This window comes from Ruegeria jejuensis (genome assembly GCF_041537905.1).
GTDB lineage: Bacteria > Pseudomonadota > Alphaproteobacteria > Rhodobacterales > Rhodobacteraceae > Ruegeria_C.
Window position 1 is genome coordinate 87,497 of the sequence record NZ_JBGRUO010000011.1, and the last position, 25,687, is coordinate 113,183.

The 25,687-nt window shown below is 61.3% G+C and carries 22 protein-coding genes; 7 read left to right on the top strand and 15 right to left on the bottom strand.

Annotation, left to right across the window (positions count from 1 at the left end; all coding sequences use genetic code 11):
- Positions 1-41: 41 nt before the first annotated feature.
- Complete coding sequence (locus AB1E34_RS14215; RefSeq protein WP_372573004.1) at positions 42-713, bottom strand: tetratricopeptide repeat protein; 672 nt, start codon at positions 711-713, stop codon at positions 42-44.
- Positions 714-956: 243 nt separating this feature from the next.
- On the opposite strand from AB1E34_RS14215, the gene AB1E34_RS14220 reads away from it, so the two are divergent.
- The 3 genes from AB1E34_RS14220 (at position 957) to AB1E34_RS14230 (ending at position 7,491) form a co-directional block, all read left to right on the top strand.
- Complete coding sequence (locus AB1E34_RS14220) at positions 957-2,189, top strand: efflux RND transporter periplasmic adaptor subunit (protein ID WP_372573005.1); 1,233 nt, start codon at positions 957-959, stop codon at positions 2,187-2,189.
- Entirely contained in the window at positions 2,186-6,013 is a 3,828-nt protein-coding gene (locus AB1E34_RS14225) for an efflux RND transporter permease subunit (protein ID WP_372573006.1), read from the top strand. Before AB1E34_RS14220 ends, AB1E34_RS14225 begins: the two co-directional genes overlap by 4 nt.
- A gap of 374 nt (positions 6,014-6,387) precedes the next feature.
- The gene (locus tag AB1E34_RS14230; protein WP_372573007.1) at positions 6,388-7,491 is read left to right on the top strand and encodes a linear amide C-N hydrolase; all 1,104 of its coding nucleotides are present in this window, start codon (positions 6,388-6,390) and stop codon (positions 7,489-7,491) included.
- 278 nt (positions 7,492-7,769) lie between these two features.
- Here the strand turns inward: AB1E34_RS14230 and AB1E34_RS14235 are convergent, their stop codons facing one another.
- From AB1E34_RS14235 to AB1E34_RS14250, 4 genes are all read right to left on the bottom strand, one after another.
- Positions 7,770-8,177, bottom strand: coding sequence for a DUF2147 domain-containing protein (locus tag AB1E34_RS14235; RefSeq protein ID WP_372573008.1), 408 nt, complete (start codon positions 8,175-8,177; stop codon positions 7,770-7,772).
- Between the two features lie 143 nt (positions 8,178-8,320).
- The gene (locus AB1E34_RS14240) at positions 8,321-8,647 is read right to left on the bottom strand and encodes a hypothetical protein (protein ID WP_372573009.1); all 327 of its coding nucleotides are present in this window, start codon (positions 8,645-8,647) and stop codon (positions 8,321-8,323) included.
- A gap of 141 nt (positions 8,648-8,788) precedes the next feature.
- Complete coding sequence (locus AB1E34_RS14245; RefSeq protein ID WP_372573010.1) at positions 8,789-10,615, bottom strand: ABCB family ABC transporter ATP-binding protein/permease; 1,827 nt, start codon at positions 10,613-10,615, stop codon at positions 8,789-8,791.
- Between the two features lie 24 nt (positions 10,616-10,639).
- Positions 10,640-12,076: a LysM peptidoglycan-binding domain-containing protein gene (locus tag AB1E34_RS14250; RefSeq protein ID WP_372573011.1), complete on the bottom strand. Its 1,437-nt coding sequence runs from the start codon at positions 12,074-12,076 to the stop codon at positions 10,640-10,642.
- Between the two features lie 131 nt (positions 12,077-12,207).
- Between AB1E34_RS14250 and AB1E34_RS14255 the strand changes: the two genes are divergently transcribed.
- On the top strand, positions 12,208-12,759 hold the full coding sequence (locus tag AB1E34_RS14255; RefSeq protein WP_372573012.1) for an LOG family protein: 552 nt from the start codon (positions 12,208-12,210) through the stop codon (positions 12,757-12,759).
- A gap of 24 nt (positions 12,760-12,783) precedes the next feature.
- Here the strand turns inward: AB1E34_RS14255 and AB1E34_RS14260 are convergent, their stop codons facing one another.
- On the bottom strand, positions 12,784-13,122 hold the full coding sequence (locus tag AB1E34_RS14260; RefSeq protein ID WP_372573013.1) for a hypothetical protein: 339 nt from the start codon (positions 13,120-13,122) through the stop codon (positions 12,784-12,786).
- Positions 13,123-13,296: 174 nt separating this feature from the next.
- Between AB1E34_RS14260 and AB1E34_RS14265 the strand changes: the two genes are divergently transcribed.
- A complete protein-coding gene (locus AB1E34_RS14265) occupies positions 13,297-14,502 on the top strand; it encodes an MFS transporter (protein WP_372573060.1) in 1,206 nt (401 codons plus the stop codon).
- Between the two features lie 9 nt (positions 14,503-14,511).
- Here AB1E34_RS14265 and AB1E34_RS14270 read toward each other — a convergent pair whose 3' ends face one another.
- From AB1E34_RS14270 to AB1E34_RS14305, 8 genes are all read right to left on the bottom strand, one after another.
- Entirely contained in the window at positions 14,512-16,026 is a 1,515-nt protein-coding gene (locus tag AB1E34_RS14270) for a mannitol dehydrogenase family protein (RefSeq protein ID WP_372573014.1), read from the bottom strand.
- Positions 16,014-16,781 carry an L-iditol 2-dehydrogenase gene (locus AB1E34_RS14275; RefSeq protein ID WP_372573015.1) on the bottom strand — a complete coding sequence of 256 codons (768 nt, stop codon included), beginning with the start codon at positions 16,779-16,781 and terminating at the stop codon, positions 16,014-16,016. Before AB1E34_RS14275 ends, AB1E34_RS14270 begins: the two co-directional genes overlap by 13 nt.
- Positions 16,778-17,782, bottom strand: a complete 1,005-nt coding sequence (locus AB1E34_RS14280) for an ABC transporter ATP-binding protein (RefSeq protein WP_372573016.1) — start codon at positions 17,780-17,782, stop codon at positions 16,778-16,780. Before AB1E34_RS14280 ends, AB1E34_RS14275 begins: the two co-directional genes overlap by 4 nt.
- A 12-nt stretch (positions 17,783-17,794) precedes the next feature.
- Positions 17,795-18,625 carry a carbohydrate ABC transporter permease gene (locus AB1E34_RS14285; RefSeq protein ID WP_372573017.1) on the bottom strand — a complete coding sequence of 277 codons (831 nt, stop codon included), beginning with the start codon at positions 18,623-18,625 and terminating at the stop codon, positions 17,795-17,797.
- A gap of 10 nt (positions 18,626-18,635) precedes the next feature.
- Positions 18,636-19,514: a carbohydrate ABC transporter permease gene (locus AB1E34_RS14290; RefSeq protein ID WP_372573018.1), complete on the bottom strand. Its 879-nt coding sequence runs from the start codon at positions 19,512-19,514 to the stop codon at positions 18,636-18,638.
- 126 nt (positions 19,515-19,640) lie between these two features.
- Positions 19,641-20,945 carry an ABC transporter substrate-binding protein gene (locus AB1E34_RS14295; protein WP_372573019.1) on the bottom strand — a complete coding sequence of 435 codons (1,305 nt, stop codon included), beginning with the start codon at positions 20,943-20,945 and terminating at the stop codon, positions 19,641-19,643.
- Between the two features lie 95 nt (positions 20,946-21,040).
- Positions 21,041-22,072 carry a LacI family DNA-binding transcriptional regulator gene (locus AB1E34_RS14300; RefSeq protein ID WP_372573020.1) on the bottom strand — a complete coding sequence of 344 codons (1,032 nt, stop codon included), beginning with the start codon at positions 22,070-22,072 and terminating at the stop codon, positions 21,041-21,043.
- Positions 22,073-22,246: 174 nt separating this feature from the next.
- Complete coding sequence (locus AB1E34_RS14305; RefSeq protein WP_372573021.1) at positions 22,247-23,125, bottom strand: haloalkane dehalogenase; 879 nt, start codon at positions 23,123-23,125, stop codon at positions 22,247-22,249.
- A 73-nt stretch (positions 23,126-23,198) separates the two neighbouring features.
- Here AB1E34_RS14305 and AB1E34_RS14310 point away from each other — a divergent pair, with 73 nt between their 5' ends.
- Positions 23,199-23,807, top strand: coding sequence for a TetR/AcrR family transcriptional regulator (locus tag AB1E34_RS14310; RefSeq protein WP_372573022.1), 609 nt, complete (start codon positions 23,199-23,201; stop codon positions 23,805-23,807).
- Positions 23,804-24,388 carry an exonuclease domain-containing protein gene (locus tag AB1E34_RS14315; RefSeq protein WP_372573023.1) on the top strand — a complete coding sequence of 195 codons (585 nt, stop codon included), beginning with the start codon at positions 23,804-23,806 and terminating at the stop codon, positions 24,386-24,388. Before AB1E34_RS14310 ends, AB1E34_RS14315 begins: the two co-directional genes overlap by 4 nt.
- An 18-nt stretch (positions 24,389-24,406) precedes the next feature.
- On the opposite strand, the gene AB1E34_RS14320 is transcribed toward AB1E34_RS14315, so the two are convergent.
- Positions 24,407-25,423, bottom strand: coding sequence for a C4-dicarboxylate TRAP transporter substrate-binding protein (locus tag AB1E34_RS14320; RefSeq protein WP_372573024.1), 1,017 nt, complete (start codon positions 25,421-25,423; stop codon positions 24,407-24,409).
- Positions 25,424-25,687: the final 264 nt, after the last annotated feature.

Here is a 25,687-nt window from a genome sequence, read left to right on the forward strand (position 1 = left end):
TGCCTATTCGTTACCCACTGCCGGTGCCTTGCAGACCCGGATTATCCCCGTTGACCGGGGGCCTGTTCCGGCGTCCCGCCCAGCGCGACAATCAACTGTGCGGCGCGCTGTTGCAAGTCCGTGCTGGCCTCGGCGTCCTGAATGAGGGCCTGCAGCCGCGTCACCGCCGCCTCGGCCTCGCCATGGGCGATCTCGATCAGGGCCAGCTGCTCCTCAGCCAGCAGGCGCAGCGGTGCGCCGGGTTGGGCCAGCGCCTCGAACCGTTGCCGCAGGTCTTCGACCGCCAGCGTCTCGGTCTGCAAGGTCAGCGATTTGAAGCTGGCGATGTCACGATAGATTTGCGGCAGCTCTGCATTTGCCGCCACCGCGTCGAGGCTTTGCACCGCCGCGTCGGTCTGATCCGATCCGGCCTGAGCCGATGCGGTCAGCATCTTGAGAATCGCGTCACCCCCGCTGGAAGGGGCATCGACCTGCGAGAGCTTGTCTGCCTGGGCAGCGGTCTCATTCTCGTTCAGCGCCGCAATGATGCTGTCGCCAAGCTGCTCGGCCTTCGAGCGGACCTGCGCCTTGGAATACTCGTTATAGGCCGCGCCGCCCACGATCGCGACCACGGCCAGCGCGCCAACCCAGCCCCAGCGCTTGAGCAGCAGGAACATGCGGTCGCGACGCACCTCTTCGGTGACTTCGTCAATGAAACTGTCAGTGTCGCTCATCCCGGCCCTCGGTCCTGCCTCAATGCGGTTTTCTGGCGGTTGTCATAGCGTGGCTCACCCGGCAAGCCAAGGGCTCTGAAACGCTGGAACAGCCAGTGCTTGCACAGCGCGGCGAAAAAAAATAATCTGAACTGGTCAGTTTAGCGTAGACAACATGGAAACAAGACACCATGTCACAAAGCGCAGTGCAGGTCTGATTGGACCACCCCCTCTGCGCCGTGAAGAATTTGAGAGAGGCAAAAGATGCGTCTGATTCCCATAATCACCGCGATTCTGGTGACAATTGCACTTTATCTCTTGGTATTTGAGCGTGACGCGTTCCTGGCCTTCGCCAAAGGCGATACCGCTGCCGAGCCGGTGGAAACGCAAAGCGACACTGTTGAAGTGACGGAAGACGCGCCAAACCTTATTGGCGTTGTCGCTGTGCACTCGGTTGCGCGCGAGATTGACAGCGCGGTGCTGCTGCGCGGCCAGACCAAGGCGATCCGCGAGGTCGAGGTTCTGGCCGAGACCACCTCGACCGTGATCTCCGAGCCTTTGCGCAAGGGCGCGTTTGTCAAGGCGGGCGACCTGCTGTGCCAGTTGGATGTCGGCACCCGCGAGGCTGATCTGCTGGAGGCGCGCGCGCGTCAGAGTGAGGCGCAAAGCCGGGTGCCGGAATCGCAGGCGCGGCTGGACGAGGCCAAGGCGCTTCTGGAAGAGGCGCTGATCAACAACAATGCAGCCCAACGCCTGTCCGAGGGCGGTTATGCCTCGGAAACGCGCCGTGTTTCGACCGAAGCGGGCGTGCGCAGCGCCGAGGCCGGGATCAAGACCGCCGAATCCGGTCTGGAAGCCACCCGCGCCGGGATCGAGGCCGCAAGCGCCGCTGTAGCGGCAAGAGAACGCGAGCTGGATCGCATCACCATTACCGCGCCGTTTGATGGCTTGCTGGAAAGCGACGCGGCAGAGCTGGGCAGCCTGATGCAGCCCGGATCGCTCTGCGCAACGGTGATTCAGCTTGACCCCATCAAGCTGGTGGGGTTCGTGCCCGAGGCCGAGGTCAACCGGGTGCAACTGGGCGCCCAGGCAGGTGCGCAATTGGCGACCGGTCTGCAGGTGGCGGGGCAAGTCACCTTCCTCAGCCGCTCGGCAGATGAGACCACCCGCACCTTCGAGGTCGAGGTTTCCGTCCCCAACCCCGATCTGAAAATCCGCGACGGGCAGACCGCCACGATCCAGATCGCCGCCGAAGGGGCCAAGGCGCATCTGCTGCCGCAATCCTCGCTGACGCTCGACAATCACGGCGAGCTTGGCGTGCGGGTCGTTGGCGATGGCAATCTGGTGGAATTCGTGCCGGTCGAGTTGTTGCGCGATGATGCCAACGGCGTCTGGCTTTCTGGCTTGCCGGAAAAGGCGGATGTGATCGTGATTGGTCAGGATTTCGTCACCGCAGGTGTTGAGGTCGCGCCCACCTATCGGGAGGCCGCGCAATGACGGGCATCGTCGACTGGGCCGCCGCGCGCGCCCGGATGGTTCTGGCCTTTATCGCGCTGTCGCTGATCATCGGCGGCTTCGCCTATGTGAACCTGCCCAAGGAGGGCGAGCCGGATATCGAGATCCCGGCGCTGTTCGTCTCGGTCTCTTTCCCGGGCATTTCAGCGGAGGACAGTGAGAACCTGCTGGTCAAGCCGATGGAAACCGAGCTGGCCGATCTGGACGGGCTCAAGGAAATGACCGCGACCGCCGCCGAAGGCTATGCCGGTGTGGCGCTGGAGTTTGATTTCGGTTGGGACAAAACCGCAATCACCGCTGATGTGCGCGATGCGATGAACACTGCGCAGGCCGAATTTCCGACCGGGGCCGAGCAATATACGCTGACCGAAATCAACTTCTCGGAATTTCCGATCGTCATCGTCAGCCTGACCGGCGCCGTTCCCGAGCGGACAATGGCGCGCATTGCCAAGGACTTGCAGGATGATCTTGAATCGCTCGATGCGGTTCTGGAAGCCGGGATCGCGGGCAATCGCGACGAGTTGCTAGAAGTCATCATCGATCCGCTGCGGCTGGAGGCTTATAACGTCACCGCCTCGGAACTGATCACGGTTGTGCAGAACAACAACCAGTTGATCGCGGCGGGCGAGGTTGACAGCGCGCAGGGCGCGTTCTCGGTCAAGATCCCCTCCTCCTTCACCACGGCGCAGGATGTCTATGGCCTGCCGGTCAAGGTGAATGGTGACCGGGTCGTGACGCTGGGCGAGCTGGCGCAGATCAACTACACGTTTGAAGATCGCGAAGGCACCGCCCGGTTTGACGGCGAAAACACCGTCGCCCTGCAGGTGGTCAAGCGCAAGGGGTTCAACCTGATCGACACGGTCGATCTGGTCAAAGCCACGGTTGCTGAATCGCAGCTTGGCTGGCCCAAGGAATTGCAGGCCGCGGTCGAGGTCGGCACCTCAAACGACCAGAGCCGCGTGGTCAACTCGATGGTGCGACAGCTTGAAGGCTCGGTCCTGACCGCGATTGCGCTGGTGATGATCGTGGTGCTGGCCGCCCTTGGCAGCCGCGCCGCGCTGCTGGTGGGCTTTGCCATTCCGACCTCGTTCCTGCTGTGTTTCGTGCTGCTGGCGATCATGGGGATCAGCATTTCAAACATTGTGATGTTTGGTCTGATCCTCGCGGTGGGGATGCTGGTCGATGGCGCCATCGTGGTGGTGGAATATGCCGACAAGCGCATCAAGGACGGGATCGGCCCGATGCACGCCTATGTCGAGGCGGCGCAGCGGATGTTCTGGCCCATCGTCTCATCCACCGCCACAACGCTCTGCGCCTTCCTGCCGATGCTGTTCTGGCCCGGTGTTCCGGGTGAGTTCATGGGTATGCTGCCGGTCACGCTGATCTTCGTGCTATCCGCCTCGTTGGTCGTCGCGCTGATCTATCTGCCGGTCATGGGCGGTGTCTCCGGTCGCATGAGCCGCATCCTTGGCCGCATCTCGGACTGGCTGCGGTCACGCGCTCCGTTCTGGCTGCGGGCCGCCCTTGTTCCGGTTGCACTCTATCTGGTCTTCGCAGGCGCGATGATGATGCTGCGTAGCGGTGACACGGGTATCGCGGGTCTGATCTCGGGGGTCCTTGTGTTCGTGATTGGTGCGCTTTCAGCCTCCGTCACGATGGGCGCGGTACAGCGCATCCAAGAGAGCCATCATGTCGAGCGCAGCTCCAAACACACGCCCTTTGGCAACTTCATCAAGTTCATCGCGGGCAACCCGATCATGCCGATCGTGTCGCTCGCCATTGTCTTTTCCGCCGTCATATTCGTCGCGACGGTCTGGTTTCCGGCCAATTCGCGCGGCGTTGAATTCTTCGTCGACAGCGAGCCCGAACAGGCCACCACCTATGTCCGTGCGCGCGGCAACATCTCGTTGCATGAAAAAGACGAGATGGTCCGCGAGGTCGAAGAGATCATCAAGGCGCATCCGGCGGTGATCAACGTGTTCTCTTTCGCTGGCGAAGGCGGGCTGAACACCGGCGGCCCTGGTGGCGGCCAATCCCCTGCCGATACAATTGGTCAGGTCCAGTTCGAGATCATCCCGTGGGAAGAGCGCCCGCATGCCAAGGAACCTCTGACCGGCTTTATCGGTGGGCTGATGAGCCGCTGGCTGGGCTTCGAGAAAGAGATCATCGACCCCGACTATGACGGCAATTTCGTCCTCGATCAGTTGAACGCAGAGCTGGTCAAGCTGCCCGGCATCATCGCCGAGGTCTCGGCGCTGGAACAGGGCCCCGGACAGGGCAAGCCGGTGCATCTGCGCCTCAGAGGTGACGACTGGGAACAGCTGACGCTGGCGGCGGAAACCGCTCGGGAGCAGTTCGAAGCGACACCGGGCCTGATCAAGATCGAGGACAGCCTGCCCCTGCCCGGCATCGACTGGCAGATCGACGTGGATGTGGCCAATGCCGGTCGCTTCGGCGCTGATGTGGCCACCGTGGGTGCCATGGTGCAGCTTGTCACGCGCGGCGTGCTGCTGGGCGAGATGCGCCCCGAAGGCAGTGACGAGGAAATCGAGATCCGTGTGCGTCTGCCCGAGGAAGAACGCGTACTCTCCACGCTCGATTCGATCAAGGTGCGCACGCCTGACGGGCTGGTCCCGCTCAGCAACTTCGTGACCCGCAAGCCGGTGCCGAAACTGGCCTCGATCGACCGCGTCGATCAGAAGCGGTATTTCGACGTCAAAGCGGATGTGGAGCCGGGGCTGATCAAGGTCACGAGCCCCGATGCAGATGGCATCGAGCAGACGCTCGCACTGGTCAAGGAAGTGCCCGAGGGAGCCGAGGTCTCTGGACCTATAGTGACCGCGCCAAGCGGTGTGCGCTATACGGTTTTCAGTCTGGCTGAAGCCGAGACCAACGCGGCTCTGCAGGCGGCCTTTGATGCGGGCGACGCGAAAATCGCTCCAGTCAACCCGAACGAACGCATCGCCGAACTCACCAAATGGCTCGATACCGATCCCCTGCCCGGCTCGATCGAGTGGTTCTGGACCGGCGATCAGGAGGATCAGGCGGAATCGGGCGCCTTTCTGGTCAACGCCTTCGCGGGCGCGCTGGGGCTGATGTTCATCATCCTGCTGGCGCAGTTCAACAGCTTCTACAATTCGGTGCTGGTGTTGCTGGCAGTGGTGCTGTCGACAACCGGGGTGCTGATCGGGATGATCATGATGGAACAGCCCTTCTCGATCATTATGACCGGCACCGGCATCGTGGCGCTGGCGGGGATCGTGGTGAACAACAACATTGTTCTGATCGACACCTATCAGGAATACAGCCGCTACATGCCCCGGATCGAGGCGATCATCCGCACCGCCGAGGCGCGTATCCGCCCGGTGCTGCTGACCACAATCACCACCATGGCGGGCCTGACGCCGATGATGTTTGGACTGAGTCTGGACTTCATCAATGGCGGCTATTCCATCGACAGCCCAACGGCGCTCTGGTGGAAACAGCTGGCGACAGCGGTGGTGTTCGGCCTGGGCATCGCGACGGTGCTGACGCTGATCGTGACGCCCTCGTTCCTGGCGCTGCGGGTATGGGTTGAAACCTACGCGATCTGGCTTGGCCGTCTGCTGGCCCGTCTGACCGCAGGCCGCTCCAGCCGGATCGCGCGCGACATGCATCTGTTCCGCTCGGCCAAAGACCTGAGCGCAACCGAGATCATCTGGGGCGAACCCGGCAAATCCACCGCCGACGTTTCGGAATTCAAGGCCCCCGAGACCTCCGAAACGCCTGTCCCCCCCGGCACACCGCCCATCAAGGCGGCGGAGTGAGGCTCATCCCTGGACGCCTGTCTGCGTAGCGGCAGGCGTCCGGAGCAAAACCAGGTGAACATCGGCCCTGTGTTTTGCCAGCCTGTTTTACGGCGCAACGTCAGTACTCAATGAAAGTTCAAAGACCGCTTCGAACCCGGGGCGGACATGCTTGTCATCAATGGATGCCCTGCCTGTTTCAGAAACGAACCATAGAAAAACCGACACTTATAGGTCATGGTGATGTTGTCCAATTGGGTTGCTTAGCCACAGCAAAGACGGGCACGCCCTCTGCCCCGCAGTCATTTGCCACTCGACATCGCGGCAGCAATCCAGCCGAAAGCCGGAGCACGAATACAAACCCGTGTAAGGAGAAACTGGAAATGAGACGGATCTTGTCAGGCCTGATCGCCGCACTGTTCAGCGTTACAATACTTACGCCCGCCGCATTGGCCTGTACAGGGGTTACGCTGACCGGAGGGGACGGAAGCGTTGTGTTCGGTCGGACCCTGGAATGGGGGCCCTTCGATTTGAAAGGACGGCTCGATATCATTCCGCGCGGACACGCATTCGAATCCGAGGAGATGCCGGATGGCAGTGCCGGCATGGCCTGGACCGGCAAATACGGTGTCGTTGGCATTTCCATTCTCGACAAGACAGCTCTGACCGATGGCATCAATGAAGTCGGGCTTTCCGGTGGCATGTTCTATTTGCCCGGATTTTCCGAATACAAGGACTATGACCCCGGCCAGGCCGATGTGTCGCTGTCACCGCCCGACGTCCTCGGCTATATGCTCAGCCAGTTCCAGAGCATCGAGGAGGTGCGCAACGCCTTTGCCGAGATACGGGTCGTGTCGGTCGTAGAAGAAGCGCTCGGCTTTCCAGCGCCCATGCATCTTATCTTCACCGAACCCTCCGGCAACTCGATAGTGGTCGAATTCGACAGTAAGGAAGTTCAGATTTTTGACGCGCCGCTTGGTGTGATCACCAACGCGCCTACCTATGACTGGCACACGACCAATCTGCGCAATTACGTAAACTTGTCTCCCGTTTCAGTACCGCCGAAGACGATTGACGGCGAACAGTTTTCGGCGCTTGGTGCTGGCAGCGGCATGATCGGATTGCCCGGCGATTTCACGCCACCATCGCGCTTCGTGCGTGCCGTGGCGTTCTCGACGACGGCGCGGCCGACAACTGGCGGATACGACACAGTGCGTGAAACTTTCCGGATTCTCGACAATTTCAACGTACCGCTCGGAGCGGCCGAGGGCGCAGATGATGCACCCGCCCTTGACGATCTGCTCTACAGCGCGACGCAATACACCACCGCGATCGATACCAAAAACCACGTGTTCTACTACCACACGCAGTTCAGCCGACGGGTGCGGATGGTTGATCTGAAGCAGATCGACTTCGCAGAAATCGGCGATGAGGTCATCATCCGTCCCCTCGATGACACGACCGAAGAGGACATCGTGGACCTGACGCCGAGCAAGTAAAGCGTGGGAGTCTCCGTTTGGCCACGCCCGCCCGGCCTATCGGTAGGGGCTTGCTGGGTTCCAGCAAACGACAAGTCGTAAGAGCCGGTGGGAGTATCTGCGACTGCGGTGTTCAAGCATCTGACGCGGCTGTTGCCTCAATTGCAGATCATGCCAAAGAGAACAGAGAAGCCCGCTTCGCCCGCCTTACGAACACCCGCATGAAACCCGGTCAGCACACTATCCCGGCGACCCTGTTGTTGAACTTCCCGCTAAGCTGTTCCTATCCAACCGAGTGATCAGAGCCGGGTCCAGGTCTGGTGTCCGCAGATATGGTGGCTGCAGCCTTTGACCTTCAGGCTGTTGCCGCTGAGCGTCATGGTCGGCACCGCGTCGACATCGATCAGCGGGACCCAGAACTCGCCTCCGCCATATGTGCCGCCGCCCTCGCTGGCGACATCCCAGAACAAGCGCTTGCCGATATTCTTGGTCTGCACTTCTTTGCCGGATTTGTCATAGGCGCTTTCGATCACGCCGCAGAACTTGTCGCCGCAGGTGCTGATCTTGATATGCGAGATCAGGTCTTTGCGGTCCGGCTCGGTCTTCCAGAGTCCCACGATCGGGTCGGCCCCGGCCTGCGCCGCCGCGACGCAAAGCCCAACTGCAAAGGCGGTCTGCCTCAGGCCGTTTTTCAAACTGCGATACATGTCGTCACCTCGAACTCACGCAACCTCAAGATATCACGCCCGCACCGCCCGGCAAAACAGCCGCGCGCGAATGTGATATCTCCGAGTGAGGTCGAGCCCGCCGCTTTCGCGGCAAGCTCTCAGACAAGGCAGATGAGACGGGATCAGTCGGTGAAGGTGTAGCCGCCCAGATCACAGAGATCGAGACCGAAATCCTCCACTTCGGAGCCATCCGCGAAGACTCCGCGCAGATCATAGATGCAGGTGCTGAGCCCATCCGCGATCAGCACGCCGCTTTCATAACCGGGTGCCAGGTATCCGCCCTCAAGCAGGTTCTCTTCCCAGTCATCCGACGACGCGCTGGAGATGTTGAACTCCACAAGATCGGCGCTGCTTTCATTGGCCAGCATGAATTCCAGATCATCGGCATGGGCAGGTGTCTGGCTTGCAATCAACATCGCGATTGCGCCCAAGGCGTGCAGTCTTTTCATGGGTGAGATCCTGTTATTCAGACATGTCAGAGTCACACGCATATAGGCAGCGAACGCCCGCAAACACAACCTATATGCGCCCGAAATGCCGGCCGCCCTGCCCCGATAACAACCAGCGCGCTTTCGCGCAAATGTTCAGGATCAGGCCGCCTCGTCGCTGTCCCGCTGCTGGCGCGACCAGAGCTGGGCGTACCGCCCCTCATGACCGAGCAATTCGTCATGGGTGCCCTGTTCGACGATCCGGCCAGCATCCAGAACCACGATCCGGTCGGCCTCGGCAATGGTGCTGAGGCGGTGGGCGATGGTGATCACCGTGCGGCCCTCGCCCGCGCGCGCCAGCGCATCCTTGATCTCCTGCTCGGTTTCGGTGTCGAGCGCGCTGGTTGCCTCGTCCAGCAGCAGGATGGGCGGGTTCTTCAGCAATGTGCGCGCGATGCCGACGCGCTGTTTCTCGCCACCTGACAGTTTCAACCCGCGTTCGCCCACTTTGGTGTCATACCCCTCGGGCAGCTGCGCGATGAAGTCGTGGATCTGGGCTGCGCGCGCAGCGTCCTCGACCTCGTCCATGGTGGCATCAGCGCGGCCATATGCGATGTTGTAGCGGATCGTGTCGTTGAACAGCACCGTGTCCTGCGGCACCACGCCGATATTCTCATGCAGGCTTTGTTGCGTCACGTCGCGCACATCCTGCCCGTCGATCTTCAGCGCTCCCGCCGTCACATCATAGAACCGGAACAAAAGCCGCCCGATGGTCGATTTGCCCGAACCGGTGGCCCCCACGATGGCAACGGTCTGACCAGCGCGCACTGCAAGCGAGACACCTTTGAGAATCTCGCGGTCGGGTTCATAGCCGAAATGCACATCCTCCAGCGTGATCTCTCCGCCATTGACCTTGAGCGCGCGCGCGCCTTGCTTGTCGCTGACCTCGGCAGGCTGTTCGAGCAGATCGAACATCTCGCCCATATCAACCAGCGACTGGCGAATCTCGCGATAGACGGTGCCAAGAAAATTGAGCGGCACGGTGATCTGGATCATGTAGGCGTTGACCATGACGAAATCGCCCACGGTCAACTGCCCGCTCTGCACGCCAAGCGCGGCCATCACCATCACGCCCACCAACCCGCAGGTGATCAGGAAGGACTGGCCGAAATTCAGGAAGGCCAGCGAATAGGCGGTCTTGAGCGCGGCCTGCGCATAGGCCCCCATCGACTGATCATAGCGGTGCGCCTCGCGTTCTTCGGCGCTGAAATACTTGACGGTTTCGAAATTCAGCAGGCTGTCGATGGCGCGCTGATTGGCCTCGGTATCCTGCTCGTTCATCTCGCGGCGGAGCTTTACCCGCCACTCGGTCACCGCGAAGGTGAACCAGATGTAAAGCCCGATGGTGACGGCAACAACGACCAGATACCAGACATCGAAAAGCCACATCAGAACAACAGCGACCAGCACCAGTTCCAGGATCAGCGGGCCGATGGAAAACAGCAGAAAGCGCAGCAGGAAATCCACGCCCTTGACCCCGCGCTCGATGATCCGGCTGAGTCCGCCGGTCTTGCGGGTGATGTGATAGCGCATCGACAAGCGATGGATATGCTGGAAGGTCTCCAGCGCCAAGGCCCTCAGCGCGCGCTGGCCCACCGGTGCAAAGAGCGCGTCGCGCAATTGCTGGAACCCCACGGTCATCATCCGCGCCACGCCATAGGCCACGGTCAAACCCACCGCCCCCAGCAGCAGTTGAGATTGTGCGTCACCGGCCAGCGAGTCCACCGCGTTTCGATAGAGGATCGGCGTGTAAACCGCGATCAGCTTTGCAAAAACCAGCGCCGCCATGGCCCAGATCACCCGTTTTTTGACCCAGGGCTCATCCTCGGGCCAGAGATAGGGCGTCACCTTGCGGATCGTGCGCCAGCCCGAGCGGCGTTCGGTGTCCGAGATGTCCTGTTTGGTCGGGGTCGCGCGTGCTGGCTTCATGGCTGGCTCTGCTGGGACCAGAGATCACTCCGGCAGGTTGAATATTTGCCCCGGATAGATCAGATCGGGGTTCCGGATGCTGTCCCGGTTCGCGTCGAACACTTTCACATAGAGCACCCCGTCGCCATAGCGATCGCGCGATATCGCCCAGAGCGTGTCACCCTGCTGCACGGTGATGGCGCGAATGGTTGCGGGCTGGGTGGCGACATCTGCGTCTGACGCCAGCAGTTGTTCGGGCGCTTCGCGGCGGAACGGGGTTTCCAGCCGGTCGATCACCTTGCCATCCTCGCCCAGCGCATCAAGGCGCAGCGTATAGGTGCCCGGGGCGATCCCGTCGATCTCGCCCCGCCAGCGGCCATCCTCTGCCGTCGTCAGGTCACGTGCGGCCCGGTTGTCGAGATAGATCCGCACGATGGCACCGCCTGCGGCGCGTCCGGTCAACTCGACCTCGCCTGTGTCGGTGTAACCAATCGTATCGAGTTGCAGCCCCTGCCCCGCCGCCGGGCTTTGTGCCTGTGGCGATTGCACCAGTTCCACACCCTCTTCATCCGAGCGCAGGATGGTAGGCGTGTCGTTGGTGGTGTCTTGCGTGGTATCCAGCGTTGCCTCGGCCAGGTCTGTCTCGTCGGTGCTGTCCGGCGGCGCCGGTTGCGCATCGGCGGGGTCGTCTGATAGAGCGGAGGTATCGTTTGTGGCAATATCGAGCGTCGCTTCGGCGTCAGTGGCATCATCCCCATCCCCGTTTTCGGTACCAGTGCGGCTCTCTTCCGAAGGGCGCGTTTCCGAGGGGGTCTCATTTGCGGCCAGTTGATCGGGCGCGCGCTCTGGCGCCGCCGCGATCACGAAGTCATCCGACAAAGCGGCCTGATCGCCCCGCTCCGAGCGCAGCGTGAGGGTTCGGGGCGCATCCTCGGGCGTGATTGGAAACAGCGCAGCGAACTGCCCGCTTTGGTCGACCTCAAAGGAATGCACCTCGTCCCCGTCCACCAGTACCTGCACCTGACTGCCTGGCGCAGCCCGCCCCGCAAGCGTGGTCGACCCATCCGGCTCCACCCGGATCAGGTCAAGCTCAGGCGCAACGACCTCCGTGTCTGGCACCTCAGTCCGCTGCTCCGGGTCTTCGGCTTCTGCAGTATCGGTCGGCGCGGGTGGATTGGCTTCGGAGGTTGGTTGATCGGTTGCCTCGGCAGCGGTGTCATCCGATGCGGGTTCTGAGGCCGTCGTAGGCTCGCCGGGATCGGTTGTCTCACCCGCCTCTGCTTCGCCCAAGTCCGTTTGACCCGCATCCGTTTCGCCCGTCTCGGCCACGCTCGTCTGCGGCGTTGCAGAGGTATCGGCCTCGGGTTCTGGCTGGTCCTGCGAGGACAGGAAATAGACCAGTGCGACCGCCACCGCAGCCCCGCCTGCGACAATTGCCCAGGTCGTTTTGCCGCCTCCTTCGCCACCAGCGTGCTCCGCCATTGTGCTCCCTTCGCGCCCCGCCGCCCGGTTCCCGCCATGATGGGCAAGAATTCCGGACCTGATATTGAGCCTACCCTTGCGCCTCGTTATCAGGGGGTACTCCCCCTATTGTGCCAGCGAAAGGCCCGCCCATGAACAATAAATCCGTCTGTGTGTATTGCGGATCACGCCCCGGAGCAATGCCTGCCTATACCAAGGCCGCCCGCAGCTTTGGAACATTGCTCGCGCGGGAGGGTTGGCGGCTGGTCTACGGGGCCGGAGATGTGGGGCTGATGGGCGAGGTCGCGCGAGCCGCGCAAAGCGCAGGTGGTGACACGTTTGGCGTCATCCCCGAGCATCTGGTGCGGCGCGAGGTCGGCAAGTCCGACCTGACCCGCTATGTGGTCACCGAAACCATGCATGAGCGCAAGAAGGTGATGATCATGAACGCCGATGCGGTCGTGGTGCTGCCGGGTGGGCCGGGCTCGCTGGATGAGCTGTTCGAGGCGCTGACATGGCGACAACTGGGCCTGCATGACAAACCCATTCTGGTCATGAATATAGAGGGTTACTGGGACCCGCTGCGCGTTCTTGTCGAGCGCACGATCAATCAGGGTTTTGCCGATCCCTCGCTTGGCACGTTCCTGAACTGGGTCACCGACCCGGAAGAAGCGATGGAGCTCTTGCGACAGGCGTTTGGATGAATTCGGAAGGCCGGGTGCCTGGCGTCAGTTCAGGCGTCTTGGCCGGTCGAAATTGGGACCAGTGATCGAAAAATCCTCGGGCCTGTCGTCATTTGGGCTAACAAAGGCTTCAAGCTCCTGAGGCAGCGGACCGTCTTCTATATCCATATAACAGACCAGCACATGGCGATCGTCGTCCCAGTGGCAATCGATGCCCGGCCCCTCGTAGTCCTGCGGCACAAGCGGAACACGCAAGTAGCTGCATCCACGCGGAAAGGTAGGATCGTCAAGAAATTGCGCCCGCCGGGAGACTTGCTCGCGCACCCGTGTTTCGTGATAGCGTGAGCATGGCCCGTCCCATTCGATTTTGAATTCCGGTTCCATTCCGGTGACATAGACAGCCCGTCCCGGTTCGAAAATACCGGATCGCGCCAATGTGTGCAGGATTTGAGCCAATGACCGGCGCGTTGCTCCTGGTTTGACTTACGTATTCGGCCGGATAAGGCTGCGCCATGACCCGACGCGATCATGTCAAATCCCACCAGGCAGCGCCCTGAGATGCTGAGCGTTCTGCGCCACCGGACCTATCGAAATCTCTTTGCTGCGCAGGTGGTTGCGCTGCTGGGCACCGGCCTTGCCACGGTGGCGCTGAGCCTTTTGGCTTTCGATCTGGCCGGAGCGCAGGCGGGGGTGGTGCTGGGTACGGCGCTGACCATCAAGATGCTGGCCTATGTGGGGCTGGCCCCGATCGCGGCTGCCTTTGCCGCGCAGCTGGACCGGCGCAGAATGCTGATCGTGCTGGATCTTGTGCGGGCGGGGGCGGCGCTCTGCCTGCCTTTTGTCGATGCGATCTGGCAGATTTATGCGCTGATCTTCGTGCTTCAGGCCGCCTCGGCCGGATTTACGCCCGCCTTTCAGGCCACGATCCCGGATGTTCTGCCCGAAGAGCGCGACTATACCAACGCGCTGTCGCTATCGCGACTGGCCTATGATCTGGAAAACCTCGCCAGCCCTGCCCTGGCTGCCGCCCTGCTGGTTCTGGTCAGCTTCGACACGCTGTTCTGGGGCACGACGATGGGCTTTCTCGCCTCGGCGCTGCTGATCGGGGTGCTGACACTGCCCTCGCCAAAACCGACCGCGCGTCGTGGAATCTGGGACCACACTACGCGCGGCATCCGTCTTTACCTGAGCCTGCCGCGCCTGCGCGGGCTGCTGGCGCTGAGCCTGTCGGCGGCGATGGTGAGCGGTATGGTTCTGGTCAACACCGTGGTCCTGATCCGCAGCACGCTGGGTCTGGGCGAGACGATGGTGGCGCTGGCATTGGGCAGTTTCGGCGCTGGCTCGATGGCGGCCGCGCTGGTGCTGCCCCGGCTGCTGGAGCACCGCTCCGACCGATCTGTTATGATGGCCAGCACCCTGCTTGCAGTCGGAACCTGTCTTGCGCTGGGAAGCGTTGCGGTCTTGGCCGGACTGACACCGATGATCCTGCTGAGCGGGTGGTGCCTGATCGGGATTGGCTATTCGGGCGTGATGACGCCGGTAGGTCGCCTGCTGCGCCGCTCTGCCCCGCCCGAGGATCGCCCGGCGCTGTTTGCTGCGCAGTTCACCCTGTCCCATGCCTGCTGGTTGCTGGCCTATCCGCTGACCGGCTGGCTGCTCGCCCGGTTCGGCCCGGCGCCGAGTTTCTTTGCGCTCGGCGTGATCTGCGCGCTCAGCCTGCTCGCGGCGAGGCAGCTCTGGCCCGCGAACGCCACGAAAGAGTGACGTGCAGAGTCAGGCCCCTTCGAGCGACCGGGTATAGGTTTCGAGCGCCGCAGCCACGCCGTCCTGCCAAATGAGCGGGAGCCAGTGTTCGAAGGCCCGCACGACCCGCGCATCTGTTGCAAGCGCGCCATAAAGCCCGGTCTCTTCCAGCCAGGCCTGAGGTCTGTCCTTGGACCGTTTTGCAACAGGCACCAGTTGATCCCAGGCCGGGTCGTTCGGCTCGATCCGCGTTCCATCCTCGCAGGTGCCCGCGCACATGCGCGCCCAGAGCGCCTCGACCAGCACCAGCCCGTCGATGGGACCGCCCGCGGCAAGCGCATCGCGCAGGATCGGCAGCACAAAACCGGGATGCCGGGACGAGCCGTCAAATGCCACTCGCCTTGTGGTGTCCCGGATCGCTTGATTGGCGAAACGCTGTTCGATCAGGTCGATGTAAGCCTCCGGCGCCATGCCGGGAACCGGGGCGATATAGGGCGCGATCTCGGTGCGTTGCACCTTGCGGAACAGCGCCTTGATCAGCGGATGGGACAGGCAGTCGGCGATGGTTTCAACACCCAGCAGCACGCCCGCATTTGCGACCACCTGATGCCCGGCATTCAGAACCCGGATCTTCATCATTTCATAGGCATGCACATCTTCTGAAAAGGTGGCCCCCGCCCTATCCCAGTTGGGGCGGCCCGTCACAAAGCTGTCTTCGATCACCCATTGGCGAAAGTTCTCATGAGGGACCGGCACCGCATCTTCGACCCCCATGTCGCGCACAAGCGCCAGTTCGCCGGGGCCGGTGGCGGGCACGATGCAATCGACCATTGAGTTGGGAAACGCGCCTTCACTGTCGATCCAGCGGGCCAGATCTGGATCGCTCAGCCGAGCAAGCCCGACAATGAGGTTGCGCAGGATGCGGCCATTGCCTTGCAGATTGTCACAGCTCATCGCGGTGAAGGGCCGAATATTCGCAGCGCGGCGCATCCGAAGCGCTGCGACCATCGCGCCAAAGGCCGTTTTCGGAATGTCCGGATTGGCCGCATCGTGCTGAATGTCCGGGTGAGTGACGTCGAACCCGCCGGTGGCGCCGTCGATGAAGTAGCCCCCCTCGGTCACCGTCAGAGAGACGATCCGGATCGACGGATCAGCCATGGCCCGGATCAGGGCGCCGTGCCCGTCCTCGATCGGCAGATAGTCGACCATCGGGCCGATGATTTCGGCGGCGCGGCTGTCCGGGGCCAGTTCGACGAGCGTTGTCAGGCAGTCCTGCGCGATCAGCTTCTCGCGCATCGCCGCATCATAGGGCCGCACGCCCGCACCGATGATCGCCCAATCCAGCGCTTCGCCCTGCTGCATCAGGCGGTGCAGATACCAGGCCTGATGGGCGCGGTGAAAATTGCCCAGCCCGATATGCACAATGCCGGGGCTGAGGTCGCGCCTGTCATAGCGCGGCCTGTCTATATGGCTCGGCATCGCAGCAAGAGTTGCCAGGCTCAACCCGGTCGGAGAGGACGCCATATCTTTCATCAGCTCATCCATTGCCCGCCATCCACGTTAAAACATTGGCTGACGATATAGTCAGCCTCGGTACTGGCCAGAAACACCGCCATGCCGGTCAGATCTTCGGCCACGCCCATGCGGCCAAAGGGCACGGCCTGACCGACTTCGCGTTTCTTCTGCCCCGGTGCCTTGCCCTCATATTTGGCAAAAAACGCATCAACCCCGTCCCAATGCTCGCCATCGACCACGCCGGGTGCGATGGCGTTCACATTGATCCCGTGTTCGATGAGGTTGAGCCCCGCCGATTGCGTCAGGCTGATCACTGCGGCCTTGGTGGCACAGTACACGGCCACCAATGGCTCGCCCCGGCGCCCCGCCTGCGAGGCCATGTTGATGATCTTGCCGCCCTGCCCGCGCGCGATCATGTGGCTGGCGACGGCCTGCAACGTGAAAAGCGTGCCCGCGACATTGATGTCGAAGGTGCGGGCAAAATCCGCGCGCGTGATCTCGGTGATCGGTGCTGCGGTGAAGATCGCCGCGTTGTTGATCAGGATGTCGATCTGACCCAATTGAGCGACGGCCTCGGCCACACCTGCCTCGATGCTGGCCTGATCCGTTACATCCATATGGATCGCCACCGCGCCGATCTCACCGGCGGTCTCACGAGCGCGGGTGATGTCGATATCGGCAATTGCCACCCTGGCACCCTCGGCGAGATACGCCTCGGCAAAGGCGCGCCCGATGCCTCGGGCCGCGCCAGTAATCAGGGCCGTTTTGCCGTCCAGCCGGGTCATTCGATCCTGAGCCCGTTCTGGTCGAACCGGTGCAGGTGTTCGGTCTGCGGGGTCAGGTAGACTTCGGTGCCGTATTTCAGCTTGCGCTCGCCACCTGCCCGCACCGTCAGCGGCTCGGTGCTCAGCCCGCTCTGGATGTGGAAGAACGTGTCGGAGCCCAGATGTTCGGACACACCCACCGTGCCTTGCCACATGCCTTCGGTTTCCGAGATGTCGATATGCTCGGGGCGGATGCCGATGGTGGTTGCGTTATGCTTGGCGGCTTCCGGACCTTCGATCAGGTTCATCTTGGGCGAGCCGATGAATCCGGCGACAAAGGTGTTGCCGGGCTGCTGGTAAAGTTCCAGCGGGCTGCCGACCTGCTCGACGATACCGGCGCGCAGCACCACAATCTTGTCGGCCATGGTCATTGCCTCGACCTGATCGTGGGTCACATAGATCATCGTGGTCTTGAGCCGTTCATGCATTTCGCTGATTTCCAGCCGCATGCCGACCCGAAGCGCGGCGTCCAGATTGGACAGCGGCTCGTCAAAGAGGAAGGCCGCCGGTTCACGCACAATGGCCCGCCCGATGGCCACCCGCTGGCGCTGGCCACCCGACAATTGGCCGGGACGCCGGTCCAGATAGTCGGTCAGGTTCAGCGCCTTGGCGGCGGCCTCGATCCGCCGGTCCTGTTCGGCCTGATCAATCCCGGCCATGCGCATCGGAAAGGCGATGTTTTTGCGCACTGACATATGCGGGTAGAGCGCATAAGACTGGAACACCATGGCCAGACCGCGCTTGGCCGGGGGCACATCAGTGGCGTCTGTCCCGTCAATTGCGATATGCCCGGAGGTGATGTCCTCCAGCCCCGCGATCAGCCGCAGGAGGGTGGACTTACCGCAGCCCGAGGGGCCGACGAAAACCGTGAACTCTCCGTCTTCGATGGTCAGATCCAGTGGCGGAATGACCTGAACGTCGCCGAAGCTTTTGGTCACTTGGTTCAGTTGAATTTGTCCCATTGGTCAGTTTCCTTATTTGACGGCGCCGAAGGTCAGGCCGCTGACAAGTTGTTTCTGGCTGAACCAGCCAAGGATGAGGATCGGCGCAATCGCCATGGTCGAGGCCGCGCTGAGCTTGGCGTAGAACAAGCCTTCGGGGCTGGAGTAGCTGGCGATGAAGGCCGTGAGCGGGGCTGCTTTGGCCGCCGTCAGGTTCAGCGTCCAGAAGGCTTCGTTCCAGGCCAGGATGACATTGAGCAACAAGGTCGAGGCGATGCCGGGAATGGCCATCGGCGTCAGCACATAAAGCACTTCTTCCTTCAGGCTGGCCCCGTCCATCCGTGCCGCTTCCAGGATCTCGCCGGGGATTTCCTTGAAGTAGGTGTAAAGCATCCAGACAATGATCGGCAGGTTGATCAGCATCAGCACGATGGTCAGACCGAACTTGGTATCCAGAAGCCCCAGTTTGATGAACAGCAGGTAGATCGGATAGAGCACACCAACCGCCGGCAACATCTTGGTCGACAGCATCCAGAGCAGGATGTCCTTGGTGCGCTTTGAGGGCACAAAGGCCATCGACCAGGCGGCGGGTACCGCGATGATGATCCCGAGGATGGTCGAACCGCCCGCGATGACGATCGAATTCCACAGAAAGCGCATGTAGTTCGACCGCTCCATGACCACGCCGTAATTCTCCAGCGTCCAGTCAAAGGCCAGAAAAACTGGCGGGTCGGAAATGGCCTGCGCTTCGGTCTTGAAGCTGGTGAGGATGGTCCAGAGGATCGGGAAGAAGATCAGCAATCCGACGGCCCAGGCGGCAGTGGTGTTGATGATCTTGCGGTTTTGCGTAACAGAGCGTGCCATGGGGTCCTCCTCACGCGTCCAGGTTCTTGCCGACGATGCGCATCAGGAAGATGGCAACGATATTGGCGAGAATGATTGCGTAGACACCGCCTGCCGATCCAAGTCCGACATTCTGGCTTTCCAGCACCCGCTGGAAGATCAGGTAAGACAGTGTCTTGGTTCCAAAGGCGCCGCCGGTGGTGACGAATATCTCGGCGAAGATCGCCAGCAGAAAGATCGTCTGGATCAGGATCACGATGGTGATCGCGCGGCTCAGATGCGGCAGAATGATGAACCAGAAGCGCTTGATCGAAGGCGCGCCATCCATTTCCGCCGCTTCAAGCTGCTCGCCATCCAGCGATTGGATCGCCGTCAGCAGGATCAGCGTCGCAAAAGGCAGCCATTGCCAGGACACGATCATGATCAGCGACGGCAGGGACGCCTGGCTGAGCCATGCGATGGGCTCGGCACCGAAGAACTTCCACAAATAGGCCAGCAGCCCGTTTGTCGGGTCCATGAACATGTTCTTCCAGACCAGCGCGGATACGGTGGGCATGACAAAGAACGGGGCAATGACCAGAATACGGACCACACCCTGGCCCCACATCGGCTGATTGAGCAGAAGTGCAAGCAGAACGCCAAGAACCACCGTGATGATCAAAACGCCGCCAACGATGACCAGCGTAGCCTGGACACTTGGCCAGAACGCGCTGGAGCCGACGAACCGCGCGTAGTTTGCGAAACCGACCCATTCGAGGCCATTGGCCATCGAGTCACCGCGCAGCGGAAGGTATTTCTTGAACGAGAAGAACAACGTCATTGAAAGCGGGATCAACATCCAGCCGAGAAGCAGAACAACCGCAGGGGCCATCATTAGGCGGGCGGCTGATCTGGAATGCTGCGTAGCCATGGAAACACCTCCTCTGTTGACGGCCATGGGACCGCCTCGGGCGAATCTTACAGTGAATTTGAAGGGATGGGGGAACAGAGGGCGGACGTAGCGCCCTCTGCGTGTTTGTCTGGTCGACCGGCCGCCTTAGCGGTACCCGGCCGCTTCCATCGCGTCGTTGGTCAGCGCCTGGGCCTTTTCAAGCGCTTCCTCCACGCTCTGCTGACCAGCATAGACAGCCGAGAATTCCTGGCTGACCTCGGTGGCGATCCCGGCAAATTCGGGGATAGCCACGAACTGGACACCGACATAGGGCACCGGCTTGACGGTCGGATTCTGCGGGTCGGCCGCGTTGATCGAGTCAAGCGTCATCTGAGCAAACGGCACAGCCTGATACTCGGGATTTGCATAAAGCGAGGTCCGCGCGCCCGGAGGCACGTTGGCCCAGCCCTCGTTTGCGGCAACCAGCTCGATATAGTCTTTTGAGGTCGCCCATTCGAGGAACTCTTGCGCCGCATCCACTTTCTGCGATCCGGCGGGGATGGCCAGCGCCCAGGCCCAGAGCCAGTTGGCGTTTTTGCCAAGGCCAGTGTTTGGCGCCAGAGCGAAGCCCACCTGATCGGCCACAGTTGAATCGTCAGGATTGGTCACGAAGGATGCCGCAACGGTCGCGTCGATCCACATGCCGCATTTGCCCTGCTGGAACAACGACAGGTTTTCGTTGAACCCGTTGGTCGCATAGCCCGGAGGTCCGGATTCCTCCATCATGCCAACAAAGAAATTCAGCGCCTCGGCCCATTCAGGCTGATCGAACTGCGCATTCCAGTCTTCGTCGAACCAGCGGGCACCAAACGAGTTGCCGGTGACAGTGATAAAGGCTCCGCCCTCACCCCAGCCAGCCTTGCCACGCAGGCAGATGCCGTTGATCTCGGCGTCGCGATCGGTCATCGCGGCGGCGGCTTCGCGGATGAATTCCCAGGTCGGGGCATCGGGCATTTCCAGCCCGGCCTTTTCCATCAGGTCCTTGCGGTACATCACCATCGAGCTTTCGCCGTAAAACGGCGCTGCATAAAGCGTGCCGTCATGGCTCAGCCCGGCGCGCATCGCGGGCAGGATGTCATCGACATCGTATTCCTCGGACAGCCCCTCAAGCGGGACCAGCCAGCCATTGGCACCCCAGATCGGCGTTTCGTACATGCCGATGGTCATGATGTCGAAAGCGCCGCCCTTGGTGCTGATATCGGTTGTCACGCGCTGACGCAGTACGTTCTCTTCCAAGGTGACCCATTCAACCTCATGGCCGGTCTTGGCCGTGAAATCGTCCGTGTAACCCTGCATACGGATCATGTCGCCGTTGTTGACGGTCGCGATGGTGATGGTGTCGGCAATAGCTCCCGTTCCCATGACAAGCGCCATGGCAGTCGCCGCACCCAATGATGCCTTGAGATACATCCTGTTCCTCCCTGTGTTGGATGTTGGGAATGACCCTACGTCCTGTTCGGGAGGCAAGTCAACAAAAACTTTACGCGCGTAAACTTTTCATTGGATCAAGCCGAAGACCGCAGAACGAGTTTCGCCGGATAGAGATGCTCTGACCTGCTCTCGAAATGCCCCCCGCTCTCGATCAGCTGGAACAGCATTTCGATGACCTTGTTCGAGACCTGGTCGTAGTCATGGGCCACAGTGGTCAGCGATGGGCAGGTGAAGCGCGAAAAAGGATGATCGTCATGTGCCGCCACCCTCAGCGTGCAGTTTTCGTCGCGCCCGACCTGGATGCCGCGTTCGAAACAGGCCGACAGAAACCCGATCGCAAGCCGGTCGTTGCTGCACAGGACGGTATCGGTCTGCGCGGGTTTCTGATCCAGAAACCGCAGCCCTTCCTTGTACCCGATCTCTTCGAATCCCCAGCCATGCCCCTCGGCCTGGAAAATCTGAGGATCGAACCCCAATCGATCCATCATCGACATATAGGCCTTGCGCCGCTTGTTTGCGTTCGGGTTGGCCGGGTGGAACATCTCGAACAGAACCGGAGGGTTTCCGGTGCGGGTCAGATACTCTACACTCTGCGACACAAAGCTGAAATTGTCTGATCCGACAAAGGCTTCGCCAATACCGTCCAGGTTACTGTCAAACAGAATCGTGGGCACGTCCCGGCAAAATTTCTCGATCACGCCCCGATCGGAAATCCGTCCAAGCGGCGCCAGAAGAACCCCGGCGGGTTTCATCGAGCGCAGGCTGTCCAGAATATCGACCTCCAAATCCTTTTCGCCATGCGCACTGAACAGAATCGGGGACCAGCCCGCCTCGATACAGCGCAGTTCAAGTTTCCGGGCAATCTCGGCAAAGAACGGGTCGGCCAGATACGGCACCACGATGCCGATATTCTTGGTCAGGCGGCGGTTCTGGTTCACCGCATAGATGTTGGGGCGATAATCGTGCTCCTCCAGCGCAGCCTCGATCCGCGCCCGCGTCGAGGCGCGCACACTTTCGGGATTATTGAAGTATTTTGAAACCGTTGGACGCGAGATACCGCTCAGCGCGGCAAACTCTTCCATGTTCCGGATCTTGTTCCCGCTCATCCGCCCGCGCATCCAATCCAAGTCATCATACCGGGGTCAATCGCCCCCCATTGCAGAAGGCAATATATCGAAAAATTTTCGCGAGAAAAGTTTTGCGGTGCTTGCAGGGCGTCCTTTCCCGAAATTGTTATTTGGAGTCAGTGCCCTCCGGGCCCGTAACGGCGAGCCGCCGGATCAGAGCTTCGCGTGCCAGTCGCGGATGGCTTGACCGATCTCATCAGGAGAATCTTCCTGAATGAAATGGCTGCCCGCCACGGTCACCTCGGACAGGGCTGGCCAGGCACGCACATAGTCGCGCACCGGCCCCGCAATCAGCGCACCGGGTTCGGCATTGACGAAGAGTTTCGGGATCGGCGACTGCGCCAGCCAGGCGGAATAGTCCGAGACGATCTGGACCACATCCGCAGGCTCACCCGCGATGGGGATCTGGCGCGGCCAGGTCAGCGTCGGGCGACGATCCTCGCCCGGATTGCCAAAGGGGCGGCGGTATTCATTCATCTCGTCCTCACTCAGATCGCGCAGGATCGAGCCAGGCAGGATCGCCTCCACGAACAGGTTCTTTTCCAGCACCATCTCGTCCCCAGCGGGCGAGCGCAGGGCCTGGAACATCTCGCGCGCGGCTTCGGGGAAGCTGTCCCAGCCCGGCACCGGCGCGACGATGGCCTCCATGAAGGCGATGCCCTTGATCGCGTCCGCGTGCGTATGGGCCCAGTGAAAGCCCAGCCCGGAGCCCCAGTCATGCAGCACAAGCGTCACGTTGTCCCGCACGCCAAGCTGCTCAAGCAGCGCGAACAGGTATTTGCGGTGTTCCACATAGGTGTAACGATCAGGGCCGCTGTCATCGAGCTTGTCGGAATCGCCCATCCCGATCAGGTCCGGCGCGATCAGCCTGCCCTTGCCCGCCAGATGGGGCATGATGTTGCGCCACAGATAGGACGATGTCGGGTTGCCATGCAAAAACATGATCGGGTCGCCCTGTCCCTCGTCGATATAGGCCATCTGCTTGCCGTGAACGGTCGAGAATTTCTTTTTGTCGCGAAAGCTCGTAGTCATGATACGCCCCTCGGCTCTTGCGTTTGAGTCGGTGCAAAGTTACTGGAACGAACATTCCAAAACAAGAGGAAACATGCCGAGACCAAGGTCACATTCCCGTTCAGCCCTTGTTGACAACGCCATGAAAGCTTTTTGGAAGATCGGCTATCAGGCGGTTTCCATGGGTGATCTCGTACGCGAAACCGGTGTCAGCCGAGGCGGGATCTATAGCGATTTCTCGGGCAAGCAGGAGTTGTTTCACGCCTGCCTGGATCGTTATCAAGAGGCCGTCGTGACGCCCGCTTTTGCGCAGGTCGAAGCCGAGGATGCCGACATCGACGCGATCCGGTGCTATTTTGACAATCTGCTGATCGGGTTCGAAGCCATGGAAGGGTTTGGCATCGGTTGCCTTGTGGGCAACACGCTGACCCAAATCGACCCATCAGAAGAGGCCACGCATGAGAAGTTACAGGCGCATTGCACGCGTTTGTTCAAGGGATTCCGCAAGGTGCTGGCGCGTGAGAATGGGCCAAACGGCCCCTTGAGCGCTGCTGAGCTTGACGATCTGGCACATTTCACGATGATTTCGGCGCAGGGGCTCTGGTCCTATTCCCGGCTGACAGACGATGGTGCCATTCTGCGCCGCTATGCGGAGACATTGCTCGCCTCGATCGAAACACGCCCGCGCGGGGCGAGGTCTTGACCGCTCCGCTGCCCATTGGCGATTTCCGTTTCATCGCGCTGGATGTGGAAACCGGCTGTGGCGACAGCGCCAGCATCTGCCAGGTCGGGCTGGCCTGCGTGCGGGTGGATCACACCATTGAGACATGGTCAACGCTGGTCGATCCGCAAATGCCGTTTGCGCCCTTCAATATCGACCTGCACGGCATCGGTCCGTACAAAGTGCGCCATGCGCCGAACTTCGCGGGCATCTGGCCCGATCTGCTGCCCTTGCTTGCGCGCCACCCGCTGGTTCAGCACAGCCGCTTTGACGAACACGCAATAAACGCCGCCTGCCGAGCGCATGGCCTGCCCCGCCCAAAGCTGGCCTGGAACAACAGCGTCACCATCGCGCGCGCCGCCTGGCCCGAGTTGAAGGGCAAGGGCGGGCATGGGCTGGGCAACCTAAAGACCGTTCTGAACCTCGACTTCAGGCACCATGACGCCGAAGAGGATGCGCGCGCCGCGGCTCAGGTGGTTTTGCGGGCAGAGCAACATCTTGGCGCCTCCGCCGCTGAAATCGCACCGGTGCTGGCGCCCTTTCAGCTCTCCCTGCCGCTCTGACCAGAAGAGCGCCCGCGATCAGTTGCCGCCACGCTGCGACTTGAGCGTAAATTGTACGAGATCATAAAGATCCTGCGCGGGAAGCCCCTGCTCTGTCATATCGGAAATCCACTGCGCGCGGATCGGATCAGCGGCCTTGGCCTGAAACTCGGCGATGACCTCATCCGGGATCGTCGCTTTGGTCACGCCCTTTTCTTCCAGAACACTGTCCCATTGCTGCAGCAGCTGGCCGTAGTTGTCGAGATAATGCGCGATCGCCTCGTTGATTGAGCTGTTCAGCGCATCGCGATGCTCGTGCGACAGCGACTCATAGGCGTCGATATTGACAACAACCGGGCAGTTCACCGTGCCGGGGTTCAGATTGGCAGTCCACCAGTCAGCCTCGTTGATAGTGCCAAAGCTCAGATGCGCATGCTGGGCAAAGGCGACCGTATCCACCACGCCCGACTGCATTGCGCCATAGGCCTCGGTCGCGGCGACCGAGGTCGGCACACCCCCCACCGCCTCAAAGGCTTGACCCAACCCGCCAGTCGCGCGCACGCGCATCCCGTCGAAGTCGGCCAGCGAACCCGGAGGGGTCCCGGTGCCGACCAGATTGTATTGCGGCATGGGTGAGGTCATGATGATCCGCGCGTTCCACTGCGCCATCTCTTCCTTGACCGCCGGGTGGTCATAGACCGCGTGGCTGACCGCCACTTCTTCATCCAGCGTGTTCACTCCAAGAAAAGGCAGCTCCAGCACCGTGATGGCGCGGTTCTTGTCGCGGTGGTAGCCCGCGCAGAACTGCGCCATCTCAAACGCGCCGATCTCGATCCCGTCGAGGTTTTCGCGCGGTTTCGACAAGCCGCCATAGCTGACATTGATGGTGAAATCGCCGCCAGTCTTTTCGCTGACCAGTTCGGCCAGCTTTTCCACATGCTCGGTAAAGGCACGCCGTTTGCCCCAGACCGAGGCATTCCATTCGGTTGCGGCGGCGTCATTGACAACGGCAACGCTCAGCGCCGCGCAGGCGGCGGCAGTCAGACAGGTCTTCATGGTTTTCCTCCCGGTCGGTCCGCCTTGGGTGCGGACATCTTTCACCGTCCAGACTAGGGAGGCGCGGCGGTGCTGCCAAGGCCCCGCAGGGGCCGACTCGGAGCCGCATCAGAGGCATCGAGACACTGGCATCTGCACCTGCGATTCTGGCTCAAACCACCCCTGTTCTGACGGATCACACAAGAATCACGACGCGGCGCACGAAACACCTTCCGTTTGACCGGCACGAGTTTTGACAGCAATTTTCTTATAAATTCAGGCGGG

Excerpts from the sequence above, each read along its gene's own strand:
- AB1E34_RS14275 (WP_372573015.1), bottom strand. The coding sequence starts at position 16,781 with ATGACCCGGCTGGACGGCAAAACGGCCCTGATTACTGGCGCGGCCCGA.
- AB1E34_RS14260 (WP_372573013.1), bottom strand. The coding sequence starts at position 13,122 with ATGGAACCGGAATTCAAAATCGAATGGGACGGGCCATGCTCACGCTAT.
- AB1E34_RS14320 (WP_372573024.1), bottom strand. The coding sequence starts at position 25,423 with ATGAAGACCTGTCTGACTGCCGCCGCCTGCGCGGCGCTGAGCGTTGCC.
- AB1E34_RS14265 (WP_372573060.1), top strand. The coding sequence starts at position 13,297 with ATGCTGAGCGTTCTGCGCCACCGGACCTATCGAAATCTCTTTGCTGCG.
- AB1E34_RS14245 (WP_372573010.1), bottom strand. The coding sequence starts at position 10,615 with ATGAAGCCAGCACGCGCGACCCCGACCAAACAGGACATCTCGGACACC.
- AB1E34_RS14270 (WP_372573014.1), bottom strand. The coding sequence starts at position 16,026 with ATGGATGAGCTGATGAAAGATATGGCGTCCTCTCCGACCGGGTTGAGC.
- AB1E34_RS14300 (WP_372573020.1), bottom strand. The coding sequence starts at position 22,072 with ATGAGCGGGAACAAGATCCGGAACATGGAAGAGTTTGCCGCGCTGAGC.
- AB1E34_RS14310 (WP_372573022.1), top strand. The coding sequence starts at position 23,199 with ATGCCGAGACCAAGGTCACATTCCCGTTCAGCCCTTGTTGACAACGCC.
- AB1E34_RS14285 (WP_372573017.1), bottom strand. The coding sequence starts at position 18,625 with ATGGCACGCTCTGTTACGCAAAACCGCAAGATCATCAACACCACTGCC.
- AB1E34_RS14240 (WP_372573009.1), bottom strand. The coding sequence starts at position 8,647 with ATGAAAAGACTGCACGCCTTGGGCGCAATCGCGATGTTGATTGCAAGC.
- AB1E34_RS14220 (WP_372573005.1), top strand. The coding sequence starts at position 957 with ATGCGTCTGATTCCCATAATCACCGCGATTCTGGTGACAATTGCACTT.
- AB1E34_RS14290 (WP_372573018.1), bottom strand. The coding sequence starts at position 19,514 with ATGGCTACGCAGCATTCCAGATCAGCCGCCCGCCTAATGATGGCCCCT.
- AB1E34_RS14255 (WP_372573012.1), top strand. The coding sequence starts at position 12,208 with ATGAACAATAAATCCGTCTGTGTGTATTGCGGATCACGCCCCGGAGCA.
- AB1E34_RS14215 (WP_372573004.1), bottom strand. The coding sequence starts at position 713 with ATGAGCGACACTGACAGTTTCATTGACGAAGTCACCGAAGAGGTGCGT.
- AB1E34_RS14280 (WP_372573016.1), bottom strand. The coding sequence starts at position 17,782 with ATGGGACAAATTCAACTGAACCAAGTGACCAAAAGCTTCGGCGACGTT.
- AB1E34_RS14295 (WP_372573019.1), bottom strand. The coding sequence starts at position 20,945 with ATGTATCTCAAGGCATCATTGGGTGCGGCGACTGCCATGGCGCTTGTC.
- AB1E34_RS14225 (WP_372573006.1), top strand. The coding sequence starts at position 2,186 with ATGACGGGCATCGTCGACTGGGCCGCCGCGCGCGCCCGGATGGTTCTG.
- AB1E34_RS14235 (WP_372573008.1), bottom strand. The coding sequence starts at position 8,177 with ATGTATCGCAGTTTGAAAAACGGCCTGAGGCAGACCGCCTTTGCAGTT.
- AB1E34_RS14305 (WP_372573021.1), bottom strand. The coding sequence starts at position 23,125 with ATGACTACGAGCTTTCGCGACAAAAAGAAATTCTCGACCGTTCACGGC.
- AB1E34_RS14250 (WP_372573011.1), bottom strand. The coding sequence starts at position 12,076 with ATGGCGGAGCACGCTGGTGGCGAAGGAGGCGGCAAAACGACCTGGGCA.